Source organism: Streptomyces sp. NPDC103540 (assembly GCF_055584445.1).
The window spans coordinates 335,375-355,929 of record NZ_JBVJMA010000007.1 but is presented as its reverse complement, the minus strand read 5'-3'; the positions used below and the strand labels follow the sequence as shown (position 1 = coordinate 355,929).

Annotated in this window: 19 protein-coding genes; 13 read left to right on the top strand and 6 right to left on the bottom strand. The window is 74.1% G+C overall.

The window, feature by feature from the left end; genetic code table 11:
• The first annotated feature begins 78 nt into the window (after positions 1 to 78).
• Positions 79 to 243, top strand: coding sequence for a hypothetical protein (locus tag ACZ6ZI_RS19545; RefSeq protein ID WP_469522238.1), 165 nt, complete (start codon positions 79 to 81; stop codon positions 241 to 243).
• An 83-nt stretch (positions 244 to 326) separates the two neighbouring features.
• Here ACZ6ZI_RS19545 and ACZ6ZI_RS19540 read toward each other — a convergent pair whose 3' ends face one another.
• Together ACZ6ZI_RS19540 and hmgA are read right to left on the bottom strand one after the other, a co-directional pair.
• Entirely contained in the window at positions 327 to 1,076 is a 750-nt protein-coding gene (locus tag ACZ6ZI_RS19540; RefSeq protein WP_469522235.1) for a GntR family transcriptional regulator, read from the bottom strand.
• A gap of 71 nt (positions 1,077 to 1,147) precedes the next feature.
• A complete protein-coding gene (hmgA, locus tag ACZ6ZI_RS19535; protein WP_469522233.1) occupies positions 1,148 to 2,461 on the bottom strand; it encodes a homogentisate 1,2-dioxygenase in 1,314 nt (437 codons plus the stop codon).
• Positions 2,462 to 2,699: 238 nt separating this feature from the next.
• Here hmgA and ACZ6ZI_RS19530 point away from each other — a divergent pair, with 238 nt between their 5' ends.
• The 8 genes from ACZ6ZI_RS19530 (at position 2,700) to ACZ6ZI_RS19495 (ending at position 14,766) form a co-directional block, all read left to right on the top strand.
• Positions 2,700 to 4,811 (top strand): right-handed parallel beta-helix repeat-containing protein, encoded by a 2,112-nt coding sequence (locus ACZ6ZI_RS19530; protein ID WP_469522231.1) that lies wholly within the window; start codon positions 2,700 to 2,702, stop codon positions 4,809 to 4,811.
• A gap of 235 nt (positions 4,812 to 5,046) precedes the next feature.
• The gene (locus tag ACZ6ZI_RS19525; RefSeq protein WP_469522450.1) at positions 5,047 to 5,892 is read left to right on the top strand and encodes a hypothetical protein; all 846 of its coding nucleotides are present in this window, start codon (positions 5,047 to 5,049) and stop codon (positions 5,890 to 5,892) included.
• Between the two features lie 107 nt (positions 5,893 to 5,999).
• Entirely contained in the window at positions 6,000 to 7,304 is a 1,305-nt protein-coding gene (locus ACZ6ZI_RS19520; protein WP_469522447.1) for a hypothetical protein, read from the top strand.
• Positions 7,305 to 7,426: 122 nt separating this feature from the next.
• Positions 7,427 to 8,047 (top strand): TetR/AcrR family transcriptional regulator, encoded by a 621-nt coding sequence (locus tag ACZ6ZI_RS19515; protein ID WP_469522443.1) that lies wholly within the window; start codon positions 7,427 to 7,429, stop codon positions 8,045 to 8,047.
• 194 nt (positions 8,048 to 8,241) lie between these two features.
• Positions 8,242 to 10,542 carry a molybdopterin oxidoreductase family protein gene (locus tag ACZ6ZI_RS19510; protein ID WP_469522228.1) on the top strand — a complete coding sequence of 767 codons (2,301 nt, stop codon included), beginning with the start codon at positions 8,242 to 8,244 and terminating at the stop codon, positions 10,540 to 10,542.
• A 73-nt stretch (positions 10,543 to 10,615) separates the two neighbouring features.
• Positions 10,616 to 12,094, top strand: a complete 1,479-nt coding sequence (locus ACZ6ZI_RS19505; RefSeq protein WP_469522226.1) for a CitMHS family transporter — start codon at positions 10,616 to 10,618, stop codon at positions 12,092 to 12,094.
• A gap of 96 nt (positions 12,095 to 12,190) precedes the next feature.
• Positions 12,191 to 13,603, top strand: coding sequence for an aldehyde dehydrogenase family protein (locus ACZ6ZI_RS19500; protein ID WP_469522224.1), 1,413 nt, complete (start codon positions 12,191 to 12,193; stop codon positions 13,601 to 13,603).
• Positions 13,604 to 13,686: 83 nt separating this feature from the next.
• Positions 13,687 to 14,766, top strand: a complete 1,080-nt coding sequence (locus ACZ6ZI_RS19495; RefSeq protein WP_469522221.1) for a Zn-dependent alcohol dehydrogenase — start codon at positions 13,687 to 13,689, stop codon at positions 14,764 to 14,766.
• A 199-nt stretch (positions 14,767 to 14,965) separates the two neighbouring features.
• Here the strand turns inward: ACZ6ZI_RS19495 and ACZ6ZI_RS19490 are convergent, their stop codons facing one another.
• Entirely contained in the window at positions 14,966 to 15,622 is a 657-nt protein-coding gene (locus ACZ6ZI_RS19490) for a TetR/AcrR family transcriptional regulator (protein ID WP_469522218.1), read from the bottom strand.
• A 75-nt stretch (positions 15,623 to 15,697) separates the two neighbouring features.
• Here ACZ6ZI_RS19490 and ACZ6ZI_RS19485 point away from each other — a divergent pair, with 75 nt between their 5' ends.
• From ACZ6ZI_RS19485 to ACZ6ZI_RS19475, 3 genes are all read left to right on the top strand, one after another.
• Positions 15,698 to 16,849, top strand: coding sequence for an acyl-CoA dehydrogenase family protein (locus tag ACZ6ZI_RS19485; protein ID WP_469522216.1), 1,152 nt, complete (start codon positions 15,698 to 15,700; stop codon positions 16,847 to 16,849).
• Positions 16,850 to 16,957: 108 nt separating this feature from the next.
• Positions 16,958 to 17,272 (top strand): YiaA/YiaB family inner membrane protein, encoded by a 315-nt coding sequence (locus tag ACZ6ZI_RS19480; RefSeq protein WP_363056583.1) that lies wholly within the window; start codon positions 16,958 to 16,960, stop codon positions 17,270 to 17,272.
• A gap of 91 nt (positions 17,273 to 17,363) precedes the next feature.
• Positions 17,364 to 17,990: a TetR/AcrR family transcriptional regulator gene (locus ACZ6ZI_RS19475; RefSeq protein ID WP_469522212.1), complete on the top strand. Its 627-nt coding sequence runs from the start codon at positions 17,364 to 17,366 to the stop codon at positions 17,988 to 17,990.
• Here ACZ6ZI_RS19475 and ACZ6ZI_RS19470 read toward each other — a convergent pair.
• A complete protein-coding gene (locus ACZ6ZI_RS19470; protein WP_363056579.1) occupies positions 17,981 to 18,442 on the bottom strand; it encodes a MaoC family dehydratase in 462 nt (153 codons plus the stop codon). The two genes, ACZ6ZI_RS19475 and ACZ6ZI_RS19470, sit on opposite strands and share 10 nt — an antisense overlap.
• A 98-nt stretch (positions 18,443 to 18,540) precedes the next feature.
• On the opposite strand from ACZ6ZI_RS19470, the gene soxR reads away from it, so the two are divergent.
• On the top strand, positions 18,541 to 18,990 hold the full coding sequence (soxR, locus tag ACZ6ZI_RS19465; protein WP_363056577.1) for a redox-sensitive transcriptional activator SoxR: 450 nt from the start codon (positions 18,541 to 18,543) through the stop codon (positions 18,988 to 18,990).
• Here the strand turns inward: soxR and ACZ6ZI_RS19460 are convergent.
• Both ACZ6ZI_RS19460 and ACZ6ZI_RS19455 read right to left on the bottom strand, forming a co-directional pair.
• Positions 18,965 to 19,759: a 3-keto-5-aminohexanoate cleavage protein gene (locus ACZ6ZI_RS19460; RefSeq protein WP_469522209.1), complete on the bottom strand. Its 795-nt coding sequence runs from the start codon at positions 19,757 to 19,759 to the stop codon at positions 18,965 to 18,967. The genes soxR and ACZ6ZI_RS19460 overlap by 26 nt on opposite strands.
• Positions 19,760 to 19,845: 86 nt before the next feature.
• A complete protein-coding gene (locus ACZ6ZI_RS19455; protein ID WP_363056573.1) occupies positions 19,846 to 20,445 on the bottom strand; it encodes a hypothetical protein in 600 nt (199 codons plus the stop codon).
• Positions 20,446 to 20,555: the final 110 nt, after the last annotated feature.

Here is a 20,555-nt window from a genome sequence, read left to right as displayed (position 1 = left end):
GCGGTGTGCTCCGCACGGCACCACGGACCTCACCCGCGCCGACGGAGCGCCGCCGGAGCACCGACGGAGGAGCCGGCCATGAGCCAGTACGACGAATACTCGACGCCGTCGCAGGCCGAGGGCGAGCGGCTCGACGAGGACATGGACGACCAGCAGAGGAAGCAGACGCACCCCCAGACCATGCGCACCACGCCCTCCCAGGCCGAGGGCGAGCGCGGCGCGGAGGACGACGAGGGCCGGTGAGACGACCGGTGGTGACCGGTGACCGGTGACCGGTGACGCGGGGCGGGCGGGGCGGCGACGGAAGCGCTCCGCCGCCCTCCCGGTCAGGGCGCGTCGACCGTGACCGTGAAGGAGAAGCGGTCGCCGCGGTAGCGGATCCGGGCCACGTCGGCCACCCGCCCGTCCTCGTCGTAGGTCACGCCCGTGTAGTGCAAGATCGGGCTCAGCAACGGAACCTGGAGCAGCTCCGCCGTGACCGGGTCCGCGAGCCGCGCCTCGACCGTGTCCGTGATCCGGCTGATCCGCACCCCGACCGCGTCCCGCAGCACCTTGGTCATCGGCCAGCGCTCCAGGTCGGCCAGGTCCACCGCCTCGGCGAACTCCGGGCGCACGGCGTTCTCCGCCCAGTTGGTCGGCTCGCCGCTCTGCCCGTCGTGGCGGAGCCTGCGGTACGTGACCACCTCGGCGATGTCCGGAAAGTGCTCCAGCAGCTCCCCGGACACCGGCGTCCGCTCGTGGCCCAGGATCGTCGTGCGCTCACCCGACTGCTGGGCCACGATCGCGTCCACGGAGCCCAGCAACCGCACCGGCGAGCCGCGCCGCGCGCCCGGCTCGATGAAGGTCCCGCGCCGACGGTGCCGGCTGATGAGCCCCTCGCCCTCCAGCTCCTTGAGCGCCTGGCGCATCGTGAGCACGCTGACGCCGTAGTGCTCGGCCAGCTGCTCCTCGGTCGGCAGGCGCAGCGAGGCGTCCGGAGTGCGACCCAGTATCGAGGCGCGCAACGACTGGGACACCTGGTACCAGAGGGGCAGCTTCCGGTTCAGCACCAGGGAGTCGGGGGCGAAGGCGGTCACGGGTGGTTCTCCGTAGGCTGGCGGGGCTTCAGGCGGCGCGGTGGGTGCGCGCGCGGGCGCGCATGCGCATGTTAGGCGCGGAAGTGGCGTTCGAGACCCTGCCATACGTCGTCGTAACGCCGCTGGAGGTGATCCGCGCCGGCCGCCTGCGGGGTGGCGGTGATCGGCCAGCGCGTCTCGAACATGAAGGCCAGACCGTCGTCGATCTTCTGCGGCTTCAGCTCGGCGGCGCTCGCCCTGTCGAAGGTCTCCCGGTCGGGCCCGTGCGCGGACATCATGTTGTGCAGGGAGCCGCCGCCGGGCACGAACCCCTCGGCCTTCGCGTCGTAGGCCCCCTCGATCAGGCCCATGTACTCGCTCATCACGTTGCGGTGGAAGTACGGCGGCCGGAAGGTGTCCTCGCCGACCAGCCAGCGCGGGGCGAAGACCACGAAGTCCACGCCCGCCAGCCCCGGGGTGTCGGAGGGCGAGGTCAGCACCGTGAAGATCGACGGGTCGGGGTGGTCGTAGCTGATCGACCCGATGACGTTGAAGCGCCGCAGGTCGTAGACGTACGGGGTGTGCGTGCCGTGCCAGGCGACGACGTCCAGCGGCGAGTGGTCGTAGGTCGCCGACCAGAGGTTGCCGCAGAACTTGTTGACCACCTCGGTCGGGCGCTCGCTGTCCTCGTACGCCGCGACGGGCGCCCGGAAGTCGCGGGCGGCGGCCAGGCCGTTGGCGCCGATCGGGCCCAGGTTCGGCAGTTCGAAGGGCTGCCCGTAGTTCTCGCAGACGTAGCCGCGCGCGTCCGCGTCGAGGAGCTCCACGCGGAAGCGGACCCCGCGCGGGATCAACGCCACCTCGCCGGGACCGGCGCTCAGCAGACCCAGCTCGGTGCGCAGCAGTAGGCCGCCGCGCTCCGGGACGATCAGCAGCTCGCCGTCGGAGTCGCTGAACACGCGGTCGGTCATGGAGGCGTTGGCGGCGTAGAGGTGGATGGCCATGCCGGTGCGCTGCGTGACGTCGCCGTTGCCGCCGAGCGTCCACAGGCCGGCCAGGAAGTCGGTGCCGGGGGCCGGGGCCGGCAGCGGGTTCCAGCGCAGCCGGTTCGGGTCCGGGACGGCCTCGGTGAAGGGCGCGCTGCGCAGGGCGCCGTTGTCGACGCGGGTGAAGGCCGGGTGCGCGGCCGAGGGACGGATCCGGTAGAGCCAGGAGCGCCGGTTGTGGGTGCGCGGCTCGGTGAAGGCGCTGCCGCTGAGCTGCTCGGCGTAGAGGCCGAGGGCGGCGCGCTGGGGCGAGTTGCGGCCGTGCGGGAGTGCGCCGGGCACCGCCTCCGAGCTGTGCTCGTTGCCGAAGCCGGTGAGGTACTCCAGCGCCTCCGCCGTCTTCCTGGCCTGCTCACTCATGGGCTGCTCCCGCTCCGTAGAAGGAATCCTATGGCCGACAGTAGGATTCCGAGGCCCCCACGTCAACGCCGGCCCGCGCGCGGAAGCCGCCCGGAGGCGGCCTGGAGGTGGCCTGGAGACCGTCTGGAAGGTGCGCGGGAGGTGGGCGGACGGTGTGCGGAAGCGCGCGGAAGGTCGGCCGCGCGGATTCGAGCGCGAGGGGCTCACAAAAGATGAACATTGCTCTACTCTCACGCGCATGTCGTGGACCCGCAGGTTCCCTGCCGTGCCGGCGGCGCTCCTCGCCGCCCTCCTCGCCCTCCTGTCCCTCCTCGCCGCCGCGCCCGCCGCCCGCGCGCACGAGGAGCGCCCCGTCGCCCTTCCCGACGGCACCGGCTCCGTGCCGGCCTACCGCGCGACCGAGCCCGACCTCATCGTCTGCAAGACCGACCGGCCCGCGTTCGAACGCCGCGTCTCCGCCTTCCCCGAGGACCTCCGCCGACGCAACCTCGACCTCTACGAACGCTGCGAGAGGAACGGCTACCGCCACCTCCAGCAGGCCGTGGACGCCGTCGACCGACCCGGCATGAACATCGCCGTCCTCCCCGGCCTCTACGAGGAGGAGCCCTCCCTGCCCAAGCCGACGGGGGAGTGCGCCGCCCTCAAGGCCCCCGACTCCTCGCTCGGCTACCAGATCCTGTCCTGGGAACAACAGGTCGCCTGCCCCCACAACCAGAACCTCGTCGCGATCCTCGGCAAGACGAACCTCCAGATCGAGGGCACCGGCGCCTCACGACTCGACGTCGTCATCGACGCCAAGTACCAGAAGCTGAACGCCCTGCGCGCCGACCGCTCCAACGGCGTCTACTTCCGCAACTTCACCGCGCAGCGCACCACCTTCAACTCGCTGTACGTCCTCGCGGGCGACGGCTTCGTCATCGACGACGTCCTGACCCGCTGGAACGACGAGTACGGCTTCCTGACCTTCGCCAGCGACCACGGCCTCTACAAGAACTGCGAGTCCTACGGCAACGGCGACTCCGGCATCTACCCCGGCAGCGCCTCGAACATCAACGACGGGCGCGGGTACGACGTGCCCCGCTACTCCATCGAGATCACCGGCTGCCGCAGCCACCACAACATGGTCGGCTACTCCGGCACGGCGGGCGACTCGGTGTGGGTCCACGACAACGAGTTCGACCAGAACATGGGCGGCGCCTCCATGGACAGCGCCTTCCCCGGCCACCCCGGACTCCCGCAGAACCACGCCCGGTTCGAGCGGAACCTGATCCACGACAACAACCAGGACTACTACCGTTTCGTCGCCGACGGCACCTGCGCCAAGCCGCCCGCCGAACGCGGCTACGAACAGGGCGTCGTCTGCCCCCAGATCTCCATGCCCCCCGGCACCGGCATCATCACCGCCGGCGGCAACTGGAACCTCTACGAGGACAACTGGGTCTACGGACACCGGCGCGCGGGCTTCTACCTCAGCGCGGTGCCCGCCTTCATCCGGGGCGAGGAAAGCTGGTCCAAGCAGGCCGACACCTCGCACCACAACCGGTACGCCGGCAACGTCCTCGGCAAGGACCGCTCGGGCGCCCCGCGCCCCAACGGCGCCGACGTCTGGTGGGACGGCCAGGGCAAGGGCAACTGCTGGCAGGACGGGCCCGCCGGCTCCTCGCCCGGCACCCTGCCGCAGTGCGGGAAGGAACGCGGCCACGTCAGCGGGGCCTCCGCCCGCCTGGTCGGCGAACCCGTCAAACTCACCCAACTGCTCGTCTGCGCCGACTACAACGTGCAGGCGCGCAGGCTCCCGGCCGGGTGCGACTGGTACGGGGCGCGCGGCCTGGAGCGCGTCGAGACGCAGCTGGCGCTGGCCGTGGCCGCCGTGCTCGCCCTGGTCGGCGGGGTCCTGTGGTGGCGCCGGCTGCGGCACTCGCGCCTGGGCACCGCGGCCTGCCTCCTCGGCCTCGGCGGACTGGCCCTGGACGTGGCAGGCTCCACCACCTCCCTGATGAACACCCCCGTCCCGGCCCTGGCCCTGCTGCTGCTCGGGCTCTGGTGGACGGGCGCCGGGATCGCCCTGCGGCCGCGACGCCCCTGGTTCGCCCGACTCACCCTGCTGCTGGGCGCGTTGACCCTGCTCGACGCCTTCGACAAGGCCGTCCTGATGATCCCCTGGATCCCGCTGAGCCCCGCCTGGATACGCGCCCTGGTCGCGGTGGCGTGGGTGCTGTGGGCGGTCGTCGCCGCGGCCCGCCCGGACGCGGGCGCCCCGGCCCGCCCCACCGGCCCCGCCGACCCCCCGCCCCCCGCCCGAACCCCCGTTCCGACCGCCGGCCCCACCCGCCCGGGCCCGACCGCATGACCCCCCGCCCGGCCCTTCCCCGCCCCGCCCCCGCCGCTTCGCCCCCTTCGCCCCCGCCCGCCGCGCCCCGGGGTCCCGCCCCGGCCGGTGGCGCCTACCGGCCCGACCCCGGAGGCCCGCAGTGACCCTCCCCGCGCAGGACCGTGCCCCGAGCGGGACGTGCCGGCCGCCCGCCCCCGCCCCCCTCTCCTCCCGCGGGCCGCGTCCGCCGCGCGGGCCCGCCCGTACGGCCGCCCTGGTGGCGCTGCTCCTGCTGCTCACCGGTGGCGCCGTCGCCGGCTGCGGGGGGCGCGCCACCACCCACCACAAGCCCGGCACCACCCACGAGCAGGCCTCCGGCGCCGTGGGCACCCTGCTGGACGCGCGGGACGGCAGCGGCCACCGCCTGCGCGAGGTGGCCGCCGACAACGCGCCCCGGGTGACGCTCACCGCCCGTCCGGACTCCGAGGACGGATGGAACCTCCACCTGGCCGTCACGCGCTTCGCCTTCACCCCCGACAGCGTCGGCGGCGCCGCCCTCCCGGGCGCGGGCCACGCCCACCTGGAGCTCGACGGTCGCAAGCTGGCCCGGCTGTACGGCCCCTGGCACCACCTCCCGGCGGCGCAGGTGCCCGAGGGCGCGCACACCCTGACCGTCCGCCTCTACGCGGACGACCACACCGCCTGGGCGGTGGCCGGCAAGCCGGTCGAGGCGTCCGTCGGGCTGACCGCGGGCCCCCCGGGTCGACCCGCCCACAGCCATCCCGCCGAACCGCCGACCGGAAACCCGACCGGCGCCCCGACCGGAACCGAGTCCGGGACCGCTGCGCCGCAGCCCGCGGACCGCACCGTCACCATCGCCGTCCGGGACGGCAAGGTGGTCCCCGCCCCCGGCCGCACCGAGGTCAAGCGCGGCGAGCGGATCGCCCTGCGCGTCACCAGCGACCGCGCCGACACCCTGCACGTCCACGGCTACGACAGGGAACTCGCCCTCCCCGCGGGCCGGGAGGCCACCCTGCTCCTGACCGCCGACCGCACGGGCCTCTTCGAGGTGGAGACCCACGACTCCGACCTCGTCCTGACCCAACTCCTCGTCCGATGACCCCCTTCCCGGCACTGACCCCCTTCCCGGCACTGACGCCCCACGCCGCCGCCCACGCCGCCGCGTTCGCCCCCGTGCCCGGGGCGGGCCCGGGGCTCGGCCGGGGCGTGGTCCTCCACCCGGCCGACCCGTCGACCCTCCTCGCGCACGGGATCGGATCCCAACACGACCTGCCGATCTCCCCCTTCTACGCCTTCGCCGGAGCCTTCGCCGCGCTGTTCGTCTCCTTCCTGGCCCTCGGCCTGCTCTGGTCCGCCTCCCGCTTCCGCGGCGACCGCTGCGGACTTCCCCTGCCCGCCGGGATCCAGCGGGTGGCCGACGCGCCGGCCACCCGCACCACCCTGCGCGGACTGGGTCTCGCCGCAGCCCTCGCCGTCCTCGCCCACCTCCTCCTCGGTCCCGACGACCCGGCCCGCAACCCCGCACCCGGCGTCGTCTACGTCCTGTTGTGGGTCGGACTCGTACCCGCCTCCCTCCTCCTCGGCCCCGTCTGGCGCCTCCTCAACCCCCTGCGCACCCTGCACCGCCTCCTCGCCCGCGTCCGCCGCCGCCCGCCCGGGGCCGGTCGCCCGCTGCCGCCCCGGACGGGCCTGTGGCCCGCCGCCGCGGGCCTGTTCGGCTTCACCTGGCTCGAACTGGTCGCTCCCGATCCCGCGTCCACCACCACCCTCCTGATCGCACTCGCCTGCTACGCCGCCGTTCACCTGCTGCTCGCCGCCCGCCACGGCGAGGGCTGGTTCGCCGTGGCCGACGCCTTCGAGGTCTACTCCGACCTCCTGGCCTCGCTCTCCCCCCTCGGCCGCCGCGACGACGGCCGCCTGGTCCTGCGCAACCCCTTCCACGGACTCGACGCGACGCCCGAGCGGCCCGGACTCGTCGCCACCGTCTGTGTCCTCCTCGGCTCCACCGCCTACGACGGCTTCTCCGACAACCCCTCCTGGATCAACGCCCTCCAGACCTCCCCCCTCGGCCGCACCCCCACGGCCACCCTCGGACTGCTCGCTTCCGTCGCCCTCGTCGCCACCCTGTACTGCCTGTGCGCCGCGGCCACCCGCCTCGTCAGCGGACCGCATCCGCGCCCGCTGACGGCCTTCGCGCACTCACTCGTGCCGATCGCGCTCGGCTATCTCGTCGCCCATTACTTCTCCCTCTTCGTCACCGAAGGACCACGCACGGTAAGCATGGCACTCGGCACTGACAACGGCTCCGAGCCCGGTTCCCCCTTGGGTCCCGGTGGCCTGGCCGCCCTCCAGGTGATCGCCGTCGTCAGTGGACACGTACTCGGAGTGATCGCCGCGCACGACCGCTCCGTGCGCCTGTTCCCGCCCGACCGGGCCGTCGCCGGCCAGCTCCCGCTGTTCGCGCTGATGATCACCTACACGGTCGGCGGGCTGACCCTCCTGCTGAACTGAGCCCCGGCGCCCCGCCCGCCCCCGCCCCGCCCGCCCCCGCGCCGGCGGGCCGGGTGCCCCGATCCCGCGGGCCCCGAATCCGCGGGCCGCGCCCCTCGGACCCCACCGCGAGGAGCGGCATGATGTACCCCGTGCCTCCCGCCCACCCCCTGCGCCGGACCCCCGTCCAGCAACGCAGCGCCGACCGCCTCGCCCGGATCCTCGACGCCTGCGCCGAACTCCTCGACGAGACCGGCTACGAGAACCTCAGCACCCGGGCCGTCGCCGTACGCGCCGGAGTGCCCATCGGCTCGGTCTACCGCTTCTTCGGGAACAAGCGGGCCATGGCCGTCGCCCTGGCCCACCGCAACCTGGACCGCTACGCCGACGGCATCGAGAGGCGGCTCTCCCTCCTGCCGGCCACCCACTGGCGGCCCGTCGTGGACGCCGTGCTGGACGAGTACCTGGCGATGAAGCGCAGCGTGCCCGGCTTCGCGCTGGTCGACTTCGGGGTGCCCGCGCCGCCCGCGGAGGGTCCGGCCTCCGACCCCAACCACCTCGTCGCCTCCCGCCTCACCGAGCTGCTCTGCGCCCACCTGGGCCTGACCCCGGACGCGGTCCTGGCGCGGGCCGTGCTGGTCAGCGTGGAGGCGACCGACGCCCTGGTGCAGCTGGCCTTCCGCAACGACCCGGCCGGAGACCCCGACCTCGTCGCGGAGACCCGGGCGATGATGCACGCCTACCTGGCCCGCGTCCTCGACTGACCGCCCGCGCCCCGACCACCCCACGCGCCCCGACCGCCCCGCCGGCCCCGACCTCAAGCCCCGCCGGCCCCGCCCCCAGGCCCCGCCGGTCCGGTCTCCGTCCGGTCGAGGGTGCGCACACCCCTCCCCATCCTCCCGACTGGTCGGTATGCTCGGGCCCCCGTGCCGTGCCGTCCGCCGCACCAGGAGGGTCCATGCCCCGCACCGCCCCGCGCATCTGCCCCCTCTGCGAAGCCACCTGCGGCCTCACCCTCACCATCGACGGCGCCACCGTCACGGGCGCCCGGGGAGATCGCGAGGACCTCTTCAGCCGCGGCTTCATCTGCCCCAAGGGAGCCGCCTTCGGCGCCCTCGACGCCGACCCCGACCGGCTCCGCACCCCCCTCGTCCGCCGCTCCGGCCGGCTCCGCGAGGCCGGCTGGGAGGAGGCGTACGCGGCCGTCGCCGAGGCGGTACCCGCCCTCGTGCGCGCGCACGGACCCGGCGCGGTGGGCGTGGTCCTCGGCAACCCGAACGTCCACACCATGGCCGGCGCCCTCTACCCGCCGCTCCTCCTGGGCGCCCTCGGCACCCGCAACCTGTTCACGGCGAGCACCCTCGACCAGATGCCGAAACACGTCTCCAGCGGGCTCCTCTTCGGCGACCCCTTCGCCATCCCCGTGCCCGACCTCGACCGCACCGACTTCCTGCTGCTCATCGGGGCCAACCCGGTCGAGTCCAACGGCTCCCTGTGCACCGCCCCCGACTTCCCCGGGCGGCTCAAGGCCCTGCGGGCCCGCGGCGGCACGCTCGTCGTCGTCGACCCGCGCCGTACGCGCACCGCGGCCCTCGCCGACCGGCACCTCGCCCCGCGCCCCGGGAGCGACGCCCTGCTCCTGGCCGCGCTCGCGCACACCCTGCTCACGGAACGGCTCGCGGCCCCCGGAGCGCTCGCCGAGCACCTGGAGGGCCTCGGGGAACTCACCACCGCCCTCGCCCGTTTCACACCCGAGGCCGTGGCCCCCGCCTGCGACCTCCCGGCGGCCGACATCCGCGGCCTCGCCCGCGCGCTGGCGGCGGCGCCCACCGCCGCCGTCTACGGGCGGATCGGCAGCTGCACCGTCGAGCACGGCACACTCGCCGGTTGGCTCGTCGACGTCCTGAACATCCTCACCGGCAACCTCGACCGGCCGGGCGGGGCGCTCTTCCCCCTGTCCGCGACCGGCCCGCGCCCCCGTCCCGCCGGCCCCGGCAAGGGATTCGCGCTCGGCCGCTGGCACAGCCGCGTCGGCGGCCACCCCGAGGCGAAGAGCGAACTGCCCCTCGCCGCACTGGCCGAGGAGATCGACACCCCGGGCGAGGGTCGCCTGCGCGCCCTCGTCTGCATCGCCGCCAACCCGGTCCTCTCGGCGCCCGACGGCCGCCGGCTCGACGCCGCCCTCGCCGGCCTCGACTTCATGGTCAGCGTGGACCCGTACCTCAACGAGACCTCCCGCCACGCCCACGTCGTACTGCCCCCGCCCCCGCCTTCCCGCAGCGCTCACCACGACTTCGCCCTCAACGGCTTCGCCGTCCGCAACCAGGTCCGCTACACCCGCGCCGCCGTTCCCCTCGAAGCCGACCGGCTCGACGAATGCGAGATCCACGCCCGTCTCGTCCTCGCCGTCTCCGGCCGGTACGGCGAGGACGAGCCGTCCGTCGTCGACGAGTCGGCCCTTCGCGGCGCCCTGGTCCGGGAGACCTCGGACCCCCGATCGCCGCTGCACGGCGAGGACCCGGCCGTTCTCGCCGGGCTGCTCACCGGCGAGAACGGGCCGGAGCGTCGACTCGACCTCATGCTCCGACTCGGGCCCTACGGGGACCTGTTCGGCGCGCCCGCGGCCACGAACCCCGACCACCCCGACGCCCCCCACCGCCCCGAAGGGGCGCGAGGCGCGGAGGACCCGGCGCCGCACGGGCTGAACCTGGAACGGCTCCTCGCCCACCCCCACGGGATCGACCTCGGGCCGCTGCGGCCCCGGCTCCCGGGCGTGCTGAGGACCCGCAGCGGCAGGATCGAGCTGCTCCCGGACCCGATCGCGGCCGAACTCCCGGCGCTGGCCGCGACCATCACCGACCGCCCCGCCACCCTGGTGCTCGTGGGCCGCCGCCACCTGCGGTCCAACAACAGCTGGATGCACAACGTCCCGGCCCTGGTCGGAGGTTCCAACCGGTGCACCCTCCAGGTCCACCCGCGGGACGCGGACCGGCTCGGCCTCGCCGACGGCGGACGGGCGCGGATCACCTCCGACGGCGGCAGCCTCGACGTGCCGGTGGAGGTCACCGAGGCCGTCCGCCCCGGGGTGGTGAGCCTGCCGCACGGCTGGGGCCATGACCGGGAGGGCACCCGCCTCACGGTGGCCGGCGCCGTGCCAGGGGTCAACGTGAACCAGCTCCTCGACGGCAGCCGGCTCGACCGGCTCTCCGGCACCGCCGTGCTCAACGGTTTCCCCGTCACCCTCGCACCCCTGCCCTGAGCTGGGTTTTTGCTCGTATTGCTCACGCGTGGACGTCTTGTTGGGGGCCGGAGGCGACACCTACGTTCCCTGCATGCTGACCTTCCTCGGCTTCGCCATGATCGCGACCTTCCTGGTCCTGATCATGCTGAAGAAAATGTCGCCCATCGCGGCGCTCGTCCTCATCCCCGCGCTCTTCTGCGTGTTCGCCGGAAAGGGCGCGCACCTGGGGGACTACGTCATCGACGGCGTCGGCAAACTGGCCCCGACCGCCGCCATGCTGATGTTCGCCATCGTCTACTTCGGCGTGATGATCGACGTCGGCGTGTTCGACCCGATCGTCCGGGGCATCCTGCGCTTCTGCAAGGCCGACCCGATGCGGGTCGTCGTCGGTACGGCGGTCCTCGCGGCGATCGTCTCCCTCGACGGGGACGGTTCGACCACCTTCATGATCACCGTCTCGGCGATGTACCCGCTCTACAAGCGCCTCGGCCTGAGCCTGGTCGTCATGACGGGCGTCGCGGCCACCGCCAACGGCGTCATGAACACCCTGCCCTGGGGCGGCCCCACGGCCCGCGCCGCCACCGCGCTCAAGCTGGACGCCGGCGACATCTTCGTCCCGATGATCCCGGCCCTCGCCGTCGGCCTGCTGTTCGTCTTCGTCCTCGCCTACGTGCTGGGCGTCCGCGAACGCCGCCGCGTGGGGGCGCTGGCGATCCCCGGCGAAGGAATCGCCGAGGGGATCGGCGAGGGGATCGCCGAGGAGGCCCTCGTCACGACCGGCGCCGGCAAGGCCAAGGGCACGGCCAAGGCCACGGGTGCGGGCGACGGCGTCGACCCGGCCCCGGCTCCGGCCGGCGGAGCGCTCGCCTCCGGCGCCGCGACCCCCGCGACCCCCGCGGGCGACCGGGAGGGCGACGACGGCGACGGCTTCCAGGGCCTGGACCCGCACCGGCCCACCCTGCGCCCCCGCCTCTACTGGTTCAACGCGGGCCTCACGGTCGCCCTCCTCACCGCGATGATCATGGAGCTGCTCCCGATCCCGGTGCTGTTCCTGCTGGGCGCGGCCCTCGCCCTCACCGTGAACTTCCCGCACATGCCCGACCAGAAGGCCCGCATCGCCGCCCACGCGGACAACGTCCTGAACGTCGCGGGCATGGTCTTCGCGGCGGCCGTCTTCACCGGCGTCCTCTCCGGCACCGGCATGGTCAAGAGCATGGCCGACTGGCTGGTCGGCGCCATCCCCGAGGGCATGGGCCCGCACATGGCCCTGGTGACCGGCCTCCTGAGCCTGCCCCTGACCTACTTCATGTCCAACGACGGCTTCTACTTCGGCGTGCTGCCCGTCCTCGCCGAGGCGGGCGCGGCCCACGGCGTGTCCCCGCTGGAGATCGCCCGCGCCTCCCTCGTCGGTCAGGCCCTGCACATGTCGAGCCCGCTGGTTCCGGCCGTCTACGTACTCGTCGGCATGGCCAGGGTCGAGTTCGGCGACCACACCCGCTTCACCGTGAAATGGGCGGCCCTCACCTCTCTGGTGGTCCTCGGGGCGGGGATGCTTTTCGGCATCGTCTGAATCGACGACCCCCTGGCGCGCAAAAAACTACCGACGCTAGTTTGTAGGGTGTTGGCCACGTCATCAACGCGCTCGTGCGTGCTCGGGAGGAATGCCATGAAGGCACACGACGGGATGTACATCGGCGGGGAATGGCGCCCCGCCGCCGGAAACGACCGGATCGAGGTCGTCAACCCGGCCGACGAACAGGTCGTGGCCTCGGTCCCGGCGGGCACCCCCGAGGACGTGGACGCCGCCGTACGCGCCGCCCGCGCGGCCCTCCCCGCCTGGGCCGCCACGCCTCCGGCGGACCGGGCCGCCCTGGTCGGGGCGGTGCGCGACAGGCTCGCCGCCCGCCGGGCCGAGATCGCCGAGACCGTCACCGCCGAACTCGGCTCGCCGCTCGGCTTCGCCGACGCCGTGCACGTCGGCTCGCCGATCGCGGTGGCCGCCTCCTACGCCGAACTGGGGGCCTCGTACGCCTTCGAGGAGCGCCTCGGGAACTCCACGGTGCTGCTGGAGCCGGTCGGCGTCGTCGGGGCGATCACCCCCTGGAACTATCCCCTGCACCAGGTCGTTGCCAAGGTGGCGCCCGCACTCGTCGCCGGCTGCACCGTCGTCCTCAAGCCCGCCGAGGACACCCCGCTGACCGCACGGCTCTTCGCCGAAGCCGTGCACGAGGCGGGCGTCCCGGCGGGGGTCTTCAACCTCGTGACCGGCAGCGGCCCGGTCGCCGGCCAGGCCCTGGCCGAACACGAGGGGGTCGACCTCGTCTCCTTCACCGGCTCGACCGCCGTCGGCCGGAAGATCGGTGCCATCGCCGGCGCCGCCGTCAAGCGCGTCGCCCTCGAACTGGGCGGCAAGTCGGCGAACGTCATCCTGCCCGGCGCCGACCTGGCCAGGGCCGTCGCGGTGGGTGTCGGCCACGTCATGAACAACTCCGGCCAGAGCTGCAACGCGCTCACCCGCATGCTCGTCCACCGCGAGCAGTACGAGGAGGCCGTGGCCCTGGCGGCCACCGCCGTCGCCAAGTACTCCCTCGGCGACCCCCTCGACCCCGGCACGCGCCTGGGCCCGGTCGTCAACGCCGGCCAGCGCGACCGGGTGCGTGCGTACATCGAGCGCGGCGTCGCGGAAGGCGCGCGCCTGGTCGCGGGCGGCCCCGAAGCCCCCCGGGAGCGCGGCTACTTCGTCGCGCCGACCGTCTTCGCCGACGTCACCCCCGACATGACCATCGCGCAGGAGGAGATCTTCGGCCCGGTGCTGGCGATCCTCCCGTACGAGGACGAGGACGACGCCCTGCGCATCGCCAACGGCACCGTCTACGGCCTGGGCGGAGCGGTCTGGGCGGCGGACGAGGAGAGCGCGGTGGCCTTCGCCCGCCGCATGGACACCGGCCAGGTGGACATCAACGGCGGCCGCTTCAACGTGCTCGCACCCTTCGGCGGCTACAAGCAGTCGGGCGTGGGTCGCGAGCTGGGCCCGCACGGCCTGGGGGAGTACCTCCAGACCAAGTCCCTGCAGTTCTGACCCGCCCGCGCGGTTCCGCCCCACCACCCCACCGTCCGCCGGGCCCCGCCCCGCCCGGCACCGAAGACACGGAGACGACGACCATGGTCCGCGCCGCCATCCTGCCCGCAGTCGGAGCCCCGCTGGAGATCAGGGAGATCGTGCTTCCCGAGCCCGGCCCCGGCCAGGTCCGGGTGCGGCTCGCCGCAGCCGGCGTCTGCCACTCCGACCTCTCCCTCACCAACGGCACCATGCGGGTGCCCGTTCCCGCCGTCCTCGGCCACGAGGGCGCGGGCACGGTCCTCTCGGTCGGCGAGGGCGTCACGCACGTCGCCCCGGGTGACGCCGTCGTGCTCAACTGGGCGCCCTCCTGCGGGGCGTGCCCGCACTGCCTGATGGGCGAGGTCTGGCTGTGCGCCGAGGCCCTGACGGGCGTCGGCGCCGTCCACGCGCACGACGCCGAGGGGACCCCGCTGCACCCCGGGCTCAACGTGGCCGCCTTCGCCGAGGAGACCGTCGTCGCGGCGAACTGCGTGCTGCCCGCGCCCGCCGGGATCCCGCCGGTCGAGGCCGCGCTCCTCGGCTGCGCCGTCCTCACCGGGTACGGGGCCGTCCACCACAGCGCGCAGGTCCGCCCCGGGGAATCGGTGGCCGTGTTCGGCGTCGGCGGGGTCGGCCTGGCCGCGCTCCAGGCCGCCCGGGTCGCGCAGGCGGGGCCGATCGTCGCCGTGGACGTCTCCCCGGCCAAGGAGGAGCTGGCCCGCGCGGCCGGGGCCACCGACTTCGTGCTCGCCTCCGACGCCACGCCCCGGCGGATCCGGGCGCTGACCGCCGGAGCGGGCGTCGACGTGGCCGTCGAATGCGTCGGCCGCGCGGAAACCATCCGCGGGGCCTGGGAGTCCACCCGACGGGGCGGGCGCACCACGGTCGTCGGCATCGGCGGCAAGGACGAGCGGGTCTCCTTCCACGCGCTGGAGATCTTCCACTTCGCGCGCACCCTCACCGGCTGCGTCTACGGCAACAGCGATCCGGCCCGCGACCTGCCGGTCATCGCCGAACACGTCCGCGCGGGCCGGCTCGACCTCGGCTCGATGGTCACGGACCGCATCACCCTCGACGGCATCCCGGCGGCCTTCGACGCCATGCTCGCCGGCAAGGGCGGCCGGTCCCTGATCGTCTTCTGACGCGCCGACCCCGCCCCCGCGCGGACCGCCGTACGGGAGGACCGCCGTACGGGACCGCCGTACGGGACCGCCGTACGGGCGTACGGGCGCACGGACGGACGTCGGCCGGACCCACCCCGGTCGGCGCCCGACCCGTGCGCCCCTCCGGCGTGCCCGTCCCCGTCCCCGGCTCCGCGCGCCCGTCGGGCCCGCCCCGCACCTACTCCTGCGTCCGCTCCCCGGGCAGGGCGGCGAACTGGAGGGCGAGGCCGTCCAGCAGGGCCGTCAGGCCCGTCTCGAAGGCCCCCTCGTCCACCTCGCGCCGACGCTCCGCCAGCAGGTGGGCCTGCCCCAGGTGGGGGTAGTCCGCAGGGTCGTAGGCGCTCTCGTCGTCGACGAACCCCTCGGCGAAGGAACCCACCGCCGAGCCCAGGATGAAGTACCGCATCAGCGCGCCGATCCGCGTCGCGTGCCCCGGCGGCCAGCCGGCCTCCGTCATCGCCCCGAACACCGCGTCGGCCACGCGCAGTCCGGCCGGGCGGCGCCCCGGACCGCGCGCCAACACGGGGACGATGTTCGGGTGGTCCGACAGCGCGGCCCGGTAGGAGTGCGCCCAGTCGTGCAGCGCCTCGCGCCAGTTCCGGCCGTCCCCGGCCTCGAACATCGACAGGTCGACCCGCGCGCTCACGGCGTCCGCCACCGCCTCCAGGATCGCGTCCTTCGTCCGGAAGTGGTTGTACAGCGAGGGCCCGCTGACCCCGAGCGCGGCCGCCAGCCGCCGCGTCGACACGGCCTCCAGCCCTTCCCCGTCCACCAGGGCGCCCGCCGCCTCGACGATGCGGTCTCTGCTGAGGAGGGGCTTGCGCGGTCTGGCCATGCGCCACATAGTAGGCCTGCCGCCATAAACTACCGGTGCTAGTTAAAGTGCCGGTTCCGCGCCCCGGAGGGACCCGTGAACCTGGAGCTCAGCGAGGAGCAGGAGGCCGTCCGCCGGCTCGCCCGCGCCTTCAGTGACCGCGAGATCGCCCCGTACGCCGCCGAGTGGGACCGCGCCGAAAGCGTCGACCGGTCGATCGTGAAGAAGCTCGGCGACCTCGGCTTCCTCGGTCTCACCGTCCCCGAGGAGTACGGCGGCTCGGGCGGCGACCACCTGTCCTACGTCCTGGTCACGGAGGAACTGGGCCGCGGCGACTCCTCCGTGCGCGGCATCGTCTCCGTCTCCCTCGGTCTGGTCGCCAAGACGCTGGCCGCGTGGGGGAGCGAGGACCAGAAGCGCGCCTGGCTGCCCCGGCTGTGCTCCGGCGAGGCCCTCGGCTGCTTCGGCCTGACCGAGCCCGGCACCGGATCCGACGCGGCCTCCCTCACCACCCGCGCCGTGCGCGAAAAGGACGCCTACGTCATCAGCGGCAGCAAGATGTTCATCACCAACGGCACCTGGGCCGACGTCGTGCTCCTCTTCGCCCGCACGAACGACACCCCCGGCCACCGGGGGATCTCCGCCTTCCTCGTCCCCGCCGACAGCCCGGGCCTCACCCGCCGGGAGGTCCGCGGCAAGCTCGGCCTGCGCGGGCAGGCCACCGCCGAACTCGTCCTCGACGCCGTCCGCGTCCCCGCCTCGGCGATGCTCGGACCGGAGGGCAAGGGCTTCTCCGTCGCGATGTCGGCCCTGGCCAAGGGGCGGATGTCGGTGGCGGCCGGGTGCGTCGGCATCGCGCAGGCGGCGCTGGAGGCGGCGGTCGCGTACGCCGCGCGGCGCGAGCAGTTCGGCAAGCCGATCGCCCACCACCAGCTGGTCCAGGAGCTGATCGCGGACATCGCCGTCGACGTGGACGCCGCCCGCCTGCTGACTTGGCGCGTCGCCGACCTCGTCGACCGCGGCCGGCCCTTCGCCACCGAGGCCTCCACGGCCAAGCTCTTCGCCTCCGAGGCCGCCGTGCGCGCCGCGGGCAACGCCCTCCAGGTGCACGGCGGATACGGCTACGTCGACGAGTACCCGGCCGGCAAGCTGCTGCGCGACGCCCGCGTGATGACCCTCTACGAGGGCACCAGCCAGATCCAGAAGCTGCTGATCGGGCGCGCCCTCACGGGGGTCTCCGCCTTCTGAGCGCATCCGCCGCGAGTATCCGACCGGGTGCGGCGCGCCGGGCGGCTGAGTACCGGGGTGAGTACGCGCGCCCATGTGCGCGGGGCGCCGCGCGCCGATCCTGGGGCCATGAACGAGACACCGGTCAAGCAGCAGAACACGGGGGCGTACTACGGCCAGGCCGTCGCCTCCTTCGGCATCGCCCTCGGCGCGGTGTCCCTGGGGATCTTCAACCTGGACGCCGACGCCTGGGTGCGGGCCTTCCTCGGCATCGCCGTCCTCTACCTGACCACCTCCGCCTTCACCCTGGCCAAGGTCATCCGCGACCGCCAGGAGGTCACGCAGATCGTCTCCCGGGTCGACCAGGCGCGGATGGAGAAGCTGATGACGGAGTACGACCCCTACTCGGCGACCCGCAAGCAGCCGCCCGCCCGCGAGTCCTAAGCGCTTGCTCACCTTCGGGTAGGGTGTTCCTTTCCCGCGGGTCCGCCCGGCCTCGCGGGGCTTCCTGTACGGCGAAGAGGGTGGGCGAGCGATGGAGAGCGCGGCGGAGACCGGCGGCTACCGGCCGTGGTCGGAGGTCACCCCCGACGCCGCGCGGCGGCTGCTCGTCGCCGCGGTCGAGGCCTTCGCGGAGCGCGGCTACCACGCGACCACCACGCGCGACATCGCCGGCCGCGCGGGCATGAGCCCGGCCGCCCTCTACATCCACTACAAGACCAAGGAAGAGCTCCTCCACCGGATCAGCCGCATCGGGCACGACAAGGCCCTGGAGATCCTGGAGACCGCTGCCGACGGGGCGGGGAGCCCCGCCGATCGGCTCGACGAGGCCGTGCGGTCCTTCGTCCGCTGGCACGCCGCCCACCACACCACCGCGCGCGTGGTCCAGTACGAGCTCGACGCCCTCGCCCCCGAGCACCGCACCGAGATCGTCGCGCTGCGCCGGCAGAGCGACGCCGCCGTGCGCCGGATCCTCTCCGACGGCGTGCGGGCCGGCGAGTTCGACGTCCCCGACGTGCCCGGCACCACCCTCGCCGTGTTGTCCCTGTGCATCGACGTGGCCCGCTGGTTCAGCGCCGAGGGTCCCCGTACGCCGGACGAGGTCGGCGGGCTCTACGCCGACCTCGTGCTGCGCATGGTGGGCGCCCGGACTCAGAAGTAGTACCGCGACACCGATTCCGCCACGCAGACCGGCTTCTCGCCGCCCTCGCGCTCGACCGTCACGGTCGCCGCGACCTGCACCCCGCCGCCCGCCTCGGTGACCGCCGTGATCACGGCCGTGGCCCGCAGGCGCGAGCCGACCGGCACCGGGGCCGGGAAACGGACCTTGTCCGTCCCGTAGTTGATGCCCATCCGCATGCCCTCGACCCGCATGACCTGCGGCACCAGGCTCGGCAGCAGCGACAGCGTCAGGTAGCCGTGCGCGATGGTGGAGCCGAAGGGGCCGTCGGCCGCGCGCTCCGGGTCCACGTGGATCCACTGGTGGTCCCCGGTCGCGTCCGCGAAGAGGTCGATCCGCTTCTGGTCCACCTCCAACCACCCGCTCGGGCCCAGCGGTTCGCCGACCCCGGCGCGCAGTTCCTCGGCGGAGGTGAAGATCCTCGGTTCGGCCATGCCCTGCCCCTGTCTTCCACAGCTGGATGAATAAGCGCTTGCTCAGCATGCTGGGGCCGTATGTGTATGTCAACGGACGCCCGGCTACGCTCGGTGGCGTGCCGCAGATTCCCGAAAAAGTCCATGAACTCACCGTCGGCCAGCTGTCCGCCCGCAGCGGAGCGGCCGTCTCGGCGCTCCACTTCTACGAGACCAAGGGCCTCATCAGCAGCCGCCGCACCTCCGGAAACCAGCGGCGCTACACCCGTGACGCGCTGCGCCGGGTCGCCTTCGTGCGGGCGGCGCAGCGCGTGGGCATTCCGCTCTCCAGCATCAGGGACGCGCTCTCCCAACTCCCGGAGGAGCGCACCCCCACGAAGGAGGACTGGGCGCGCCTGTCCGAGAACTGGCGTGCCGAGCTGGACCAGCGCATCAATCAACTCGGGCGGCTGCGCGACCACCTGACGGACTGCATCGGCTGCGGCTGCCTCTCCCTGGAGAACTGCGCCCTGTCCAACCCGGACGACGTCTTCGGCGAACGGATCACCGGCTCCCGGCTGTCGTCGTAGGCGTGGTCGCGGTCGTGGCCCCGGTCGCGTGCGTGATCGGGGTCCCGGTCGCGGGGGAGGGGACCCCCGCGGCGCCGCCCGCGCGGGCCATCTCCTCGCGGGCCGCCGCGACCAGCTCGGCGTTGGAGCGGGCGGGCGTCCCGTCCGGCAGGCGCAGCACGTCACCCACACCGATCCGCGCGTCCGCCCCGCACCGCGCGGCCGACCGCAGCACGGTCCAGGCGGCGGCCTCCCGGCCGAACAGCATGATCCGCACCGGCGGCAGCCCGCACAACCCGGCCAACGCCGCCGCGTCGGCCGGTTGCGCCACCAGCCGGACCGGCCCCCGGTCGGGCGCGGCCCACTCCAGGAAGCGGGCCAACGGCTCCGGGCCCGCCCCGCCGCCCAGCGGCACCACCGCGTCCACCGCGATCCCGCGCTCCAGCAGCGCGCCCGCCACGTCCCGGGCCCCCGGCTCGCCGAACCGTACGGTCGCCCGCTGCGGCAGCACCGTCCACGACCGCACCCGCTCGATCCGCACCCCGGGATCCGGCTCCCCGTCGGCGTCCGTCGGAACCGACAGAGGTACGCGCACCCCCGCGTCGCGCAACTCCGCCAACAGCGGCCCCACCACACGGGCCGACAGGCTCACCCGGCCGCACGGGGTCCTGGGGTGCACCAGCACCTCCCCGGCCCCGGCGGCGACCGCGGCCGACGCCGACCGCGCCAGGTCCCGCGGCGACATCGGTACCGCCGGCCCGTCGGCGCCGCCGCGCTCGCCGTTCAGCACCACCTGGAGCGACGACCCGCCCCGGGGAAGGCCCCCGAAGCCTCCGAGCCCCGCGCCGTATCCCCCGACGCCTCCCGCCCGGGCGCTCACGCCGCGCCCGCCGACGCCCTGTGCACCGCCGGCGCGTCCGCCAGCGCCGGTCTGGGCACCACGATCCCGCACCCCCCGCACACCGGCCCGTCCCACGCCCACGCCCCGGCCCACGATCCGGGCCCCGACAGGGCGCTCGGCCAGCTCAGCTCCCGCTCCCCGCACACCGGGCACGCCGTCCCCGGCTCCGACTCCAGCGCCCTCACCAGCCGCCGCAGCACCTCGCCCAACGTCCCCTCCGGCCGCACCCCGGGATCCGCGCACCGCACCACCGCGTCCCCGCTGCCGCCCCACGCCCACTCCGGCCTGCGCACGCCGTCGTGCTTCTCCCGTCTGCGCCGGGCCGCGAACTGCCTCTCGTACTCCAACCAGACCGCTCGGGCGTCCTCCAACTCCTCCAACGCCGCGACCAGCCTGAGCGGATCGGCGCCCCGGTCCTCGGGGGCGATCCCGTGCCGGTCGCACAGGTGCCACCAGGTGGCCCTGTGCCCGTACGGGGCGAACCGTTCCAGGCAGCGGCGCAGCGAATGGCGCCGCAGGGCCCGGTCGTTGCGCGCGTCGCGCACCTGATAGGCCAGACTCCGAAAACCCGCCATCGCACCTTCACCTCCGCCGTGCCCCTGCCCCACACCTGAGTCCGCGCTACCCCGTCGAACGAAGCAGCCCTCCCCGACGTGCCCAACATGCCCTGTCGGATGTGGGCGCA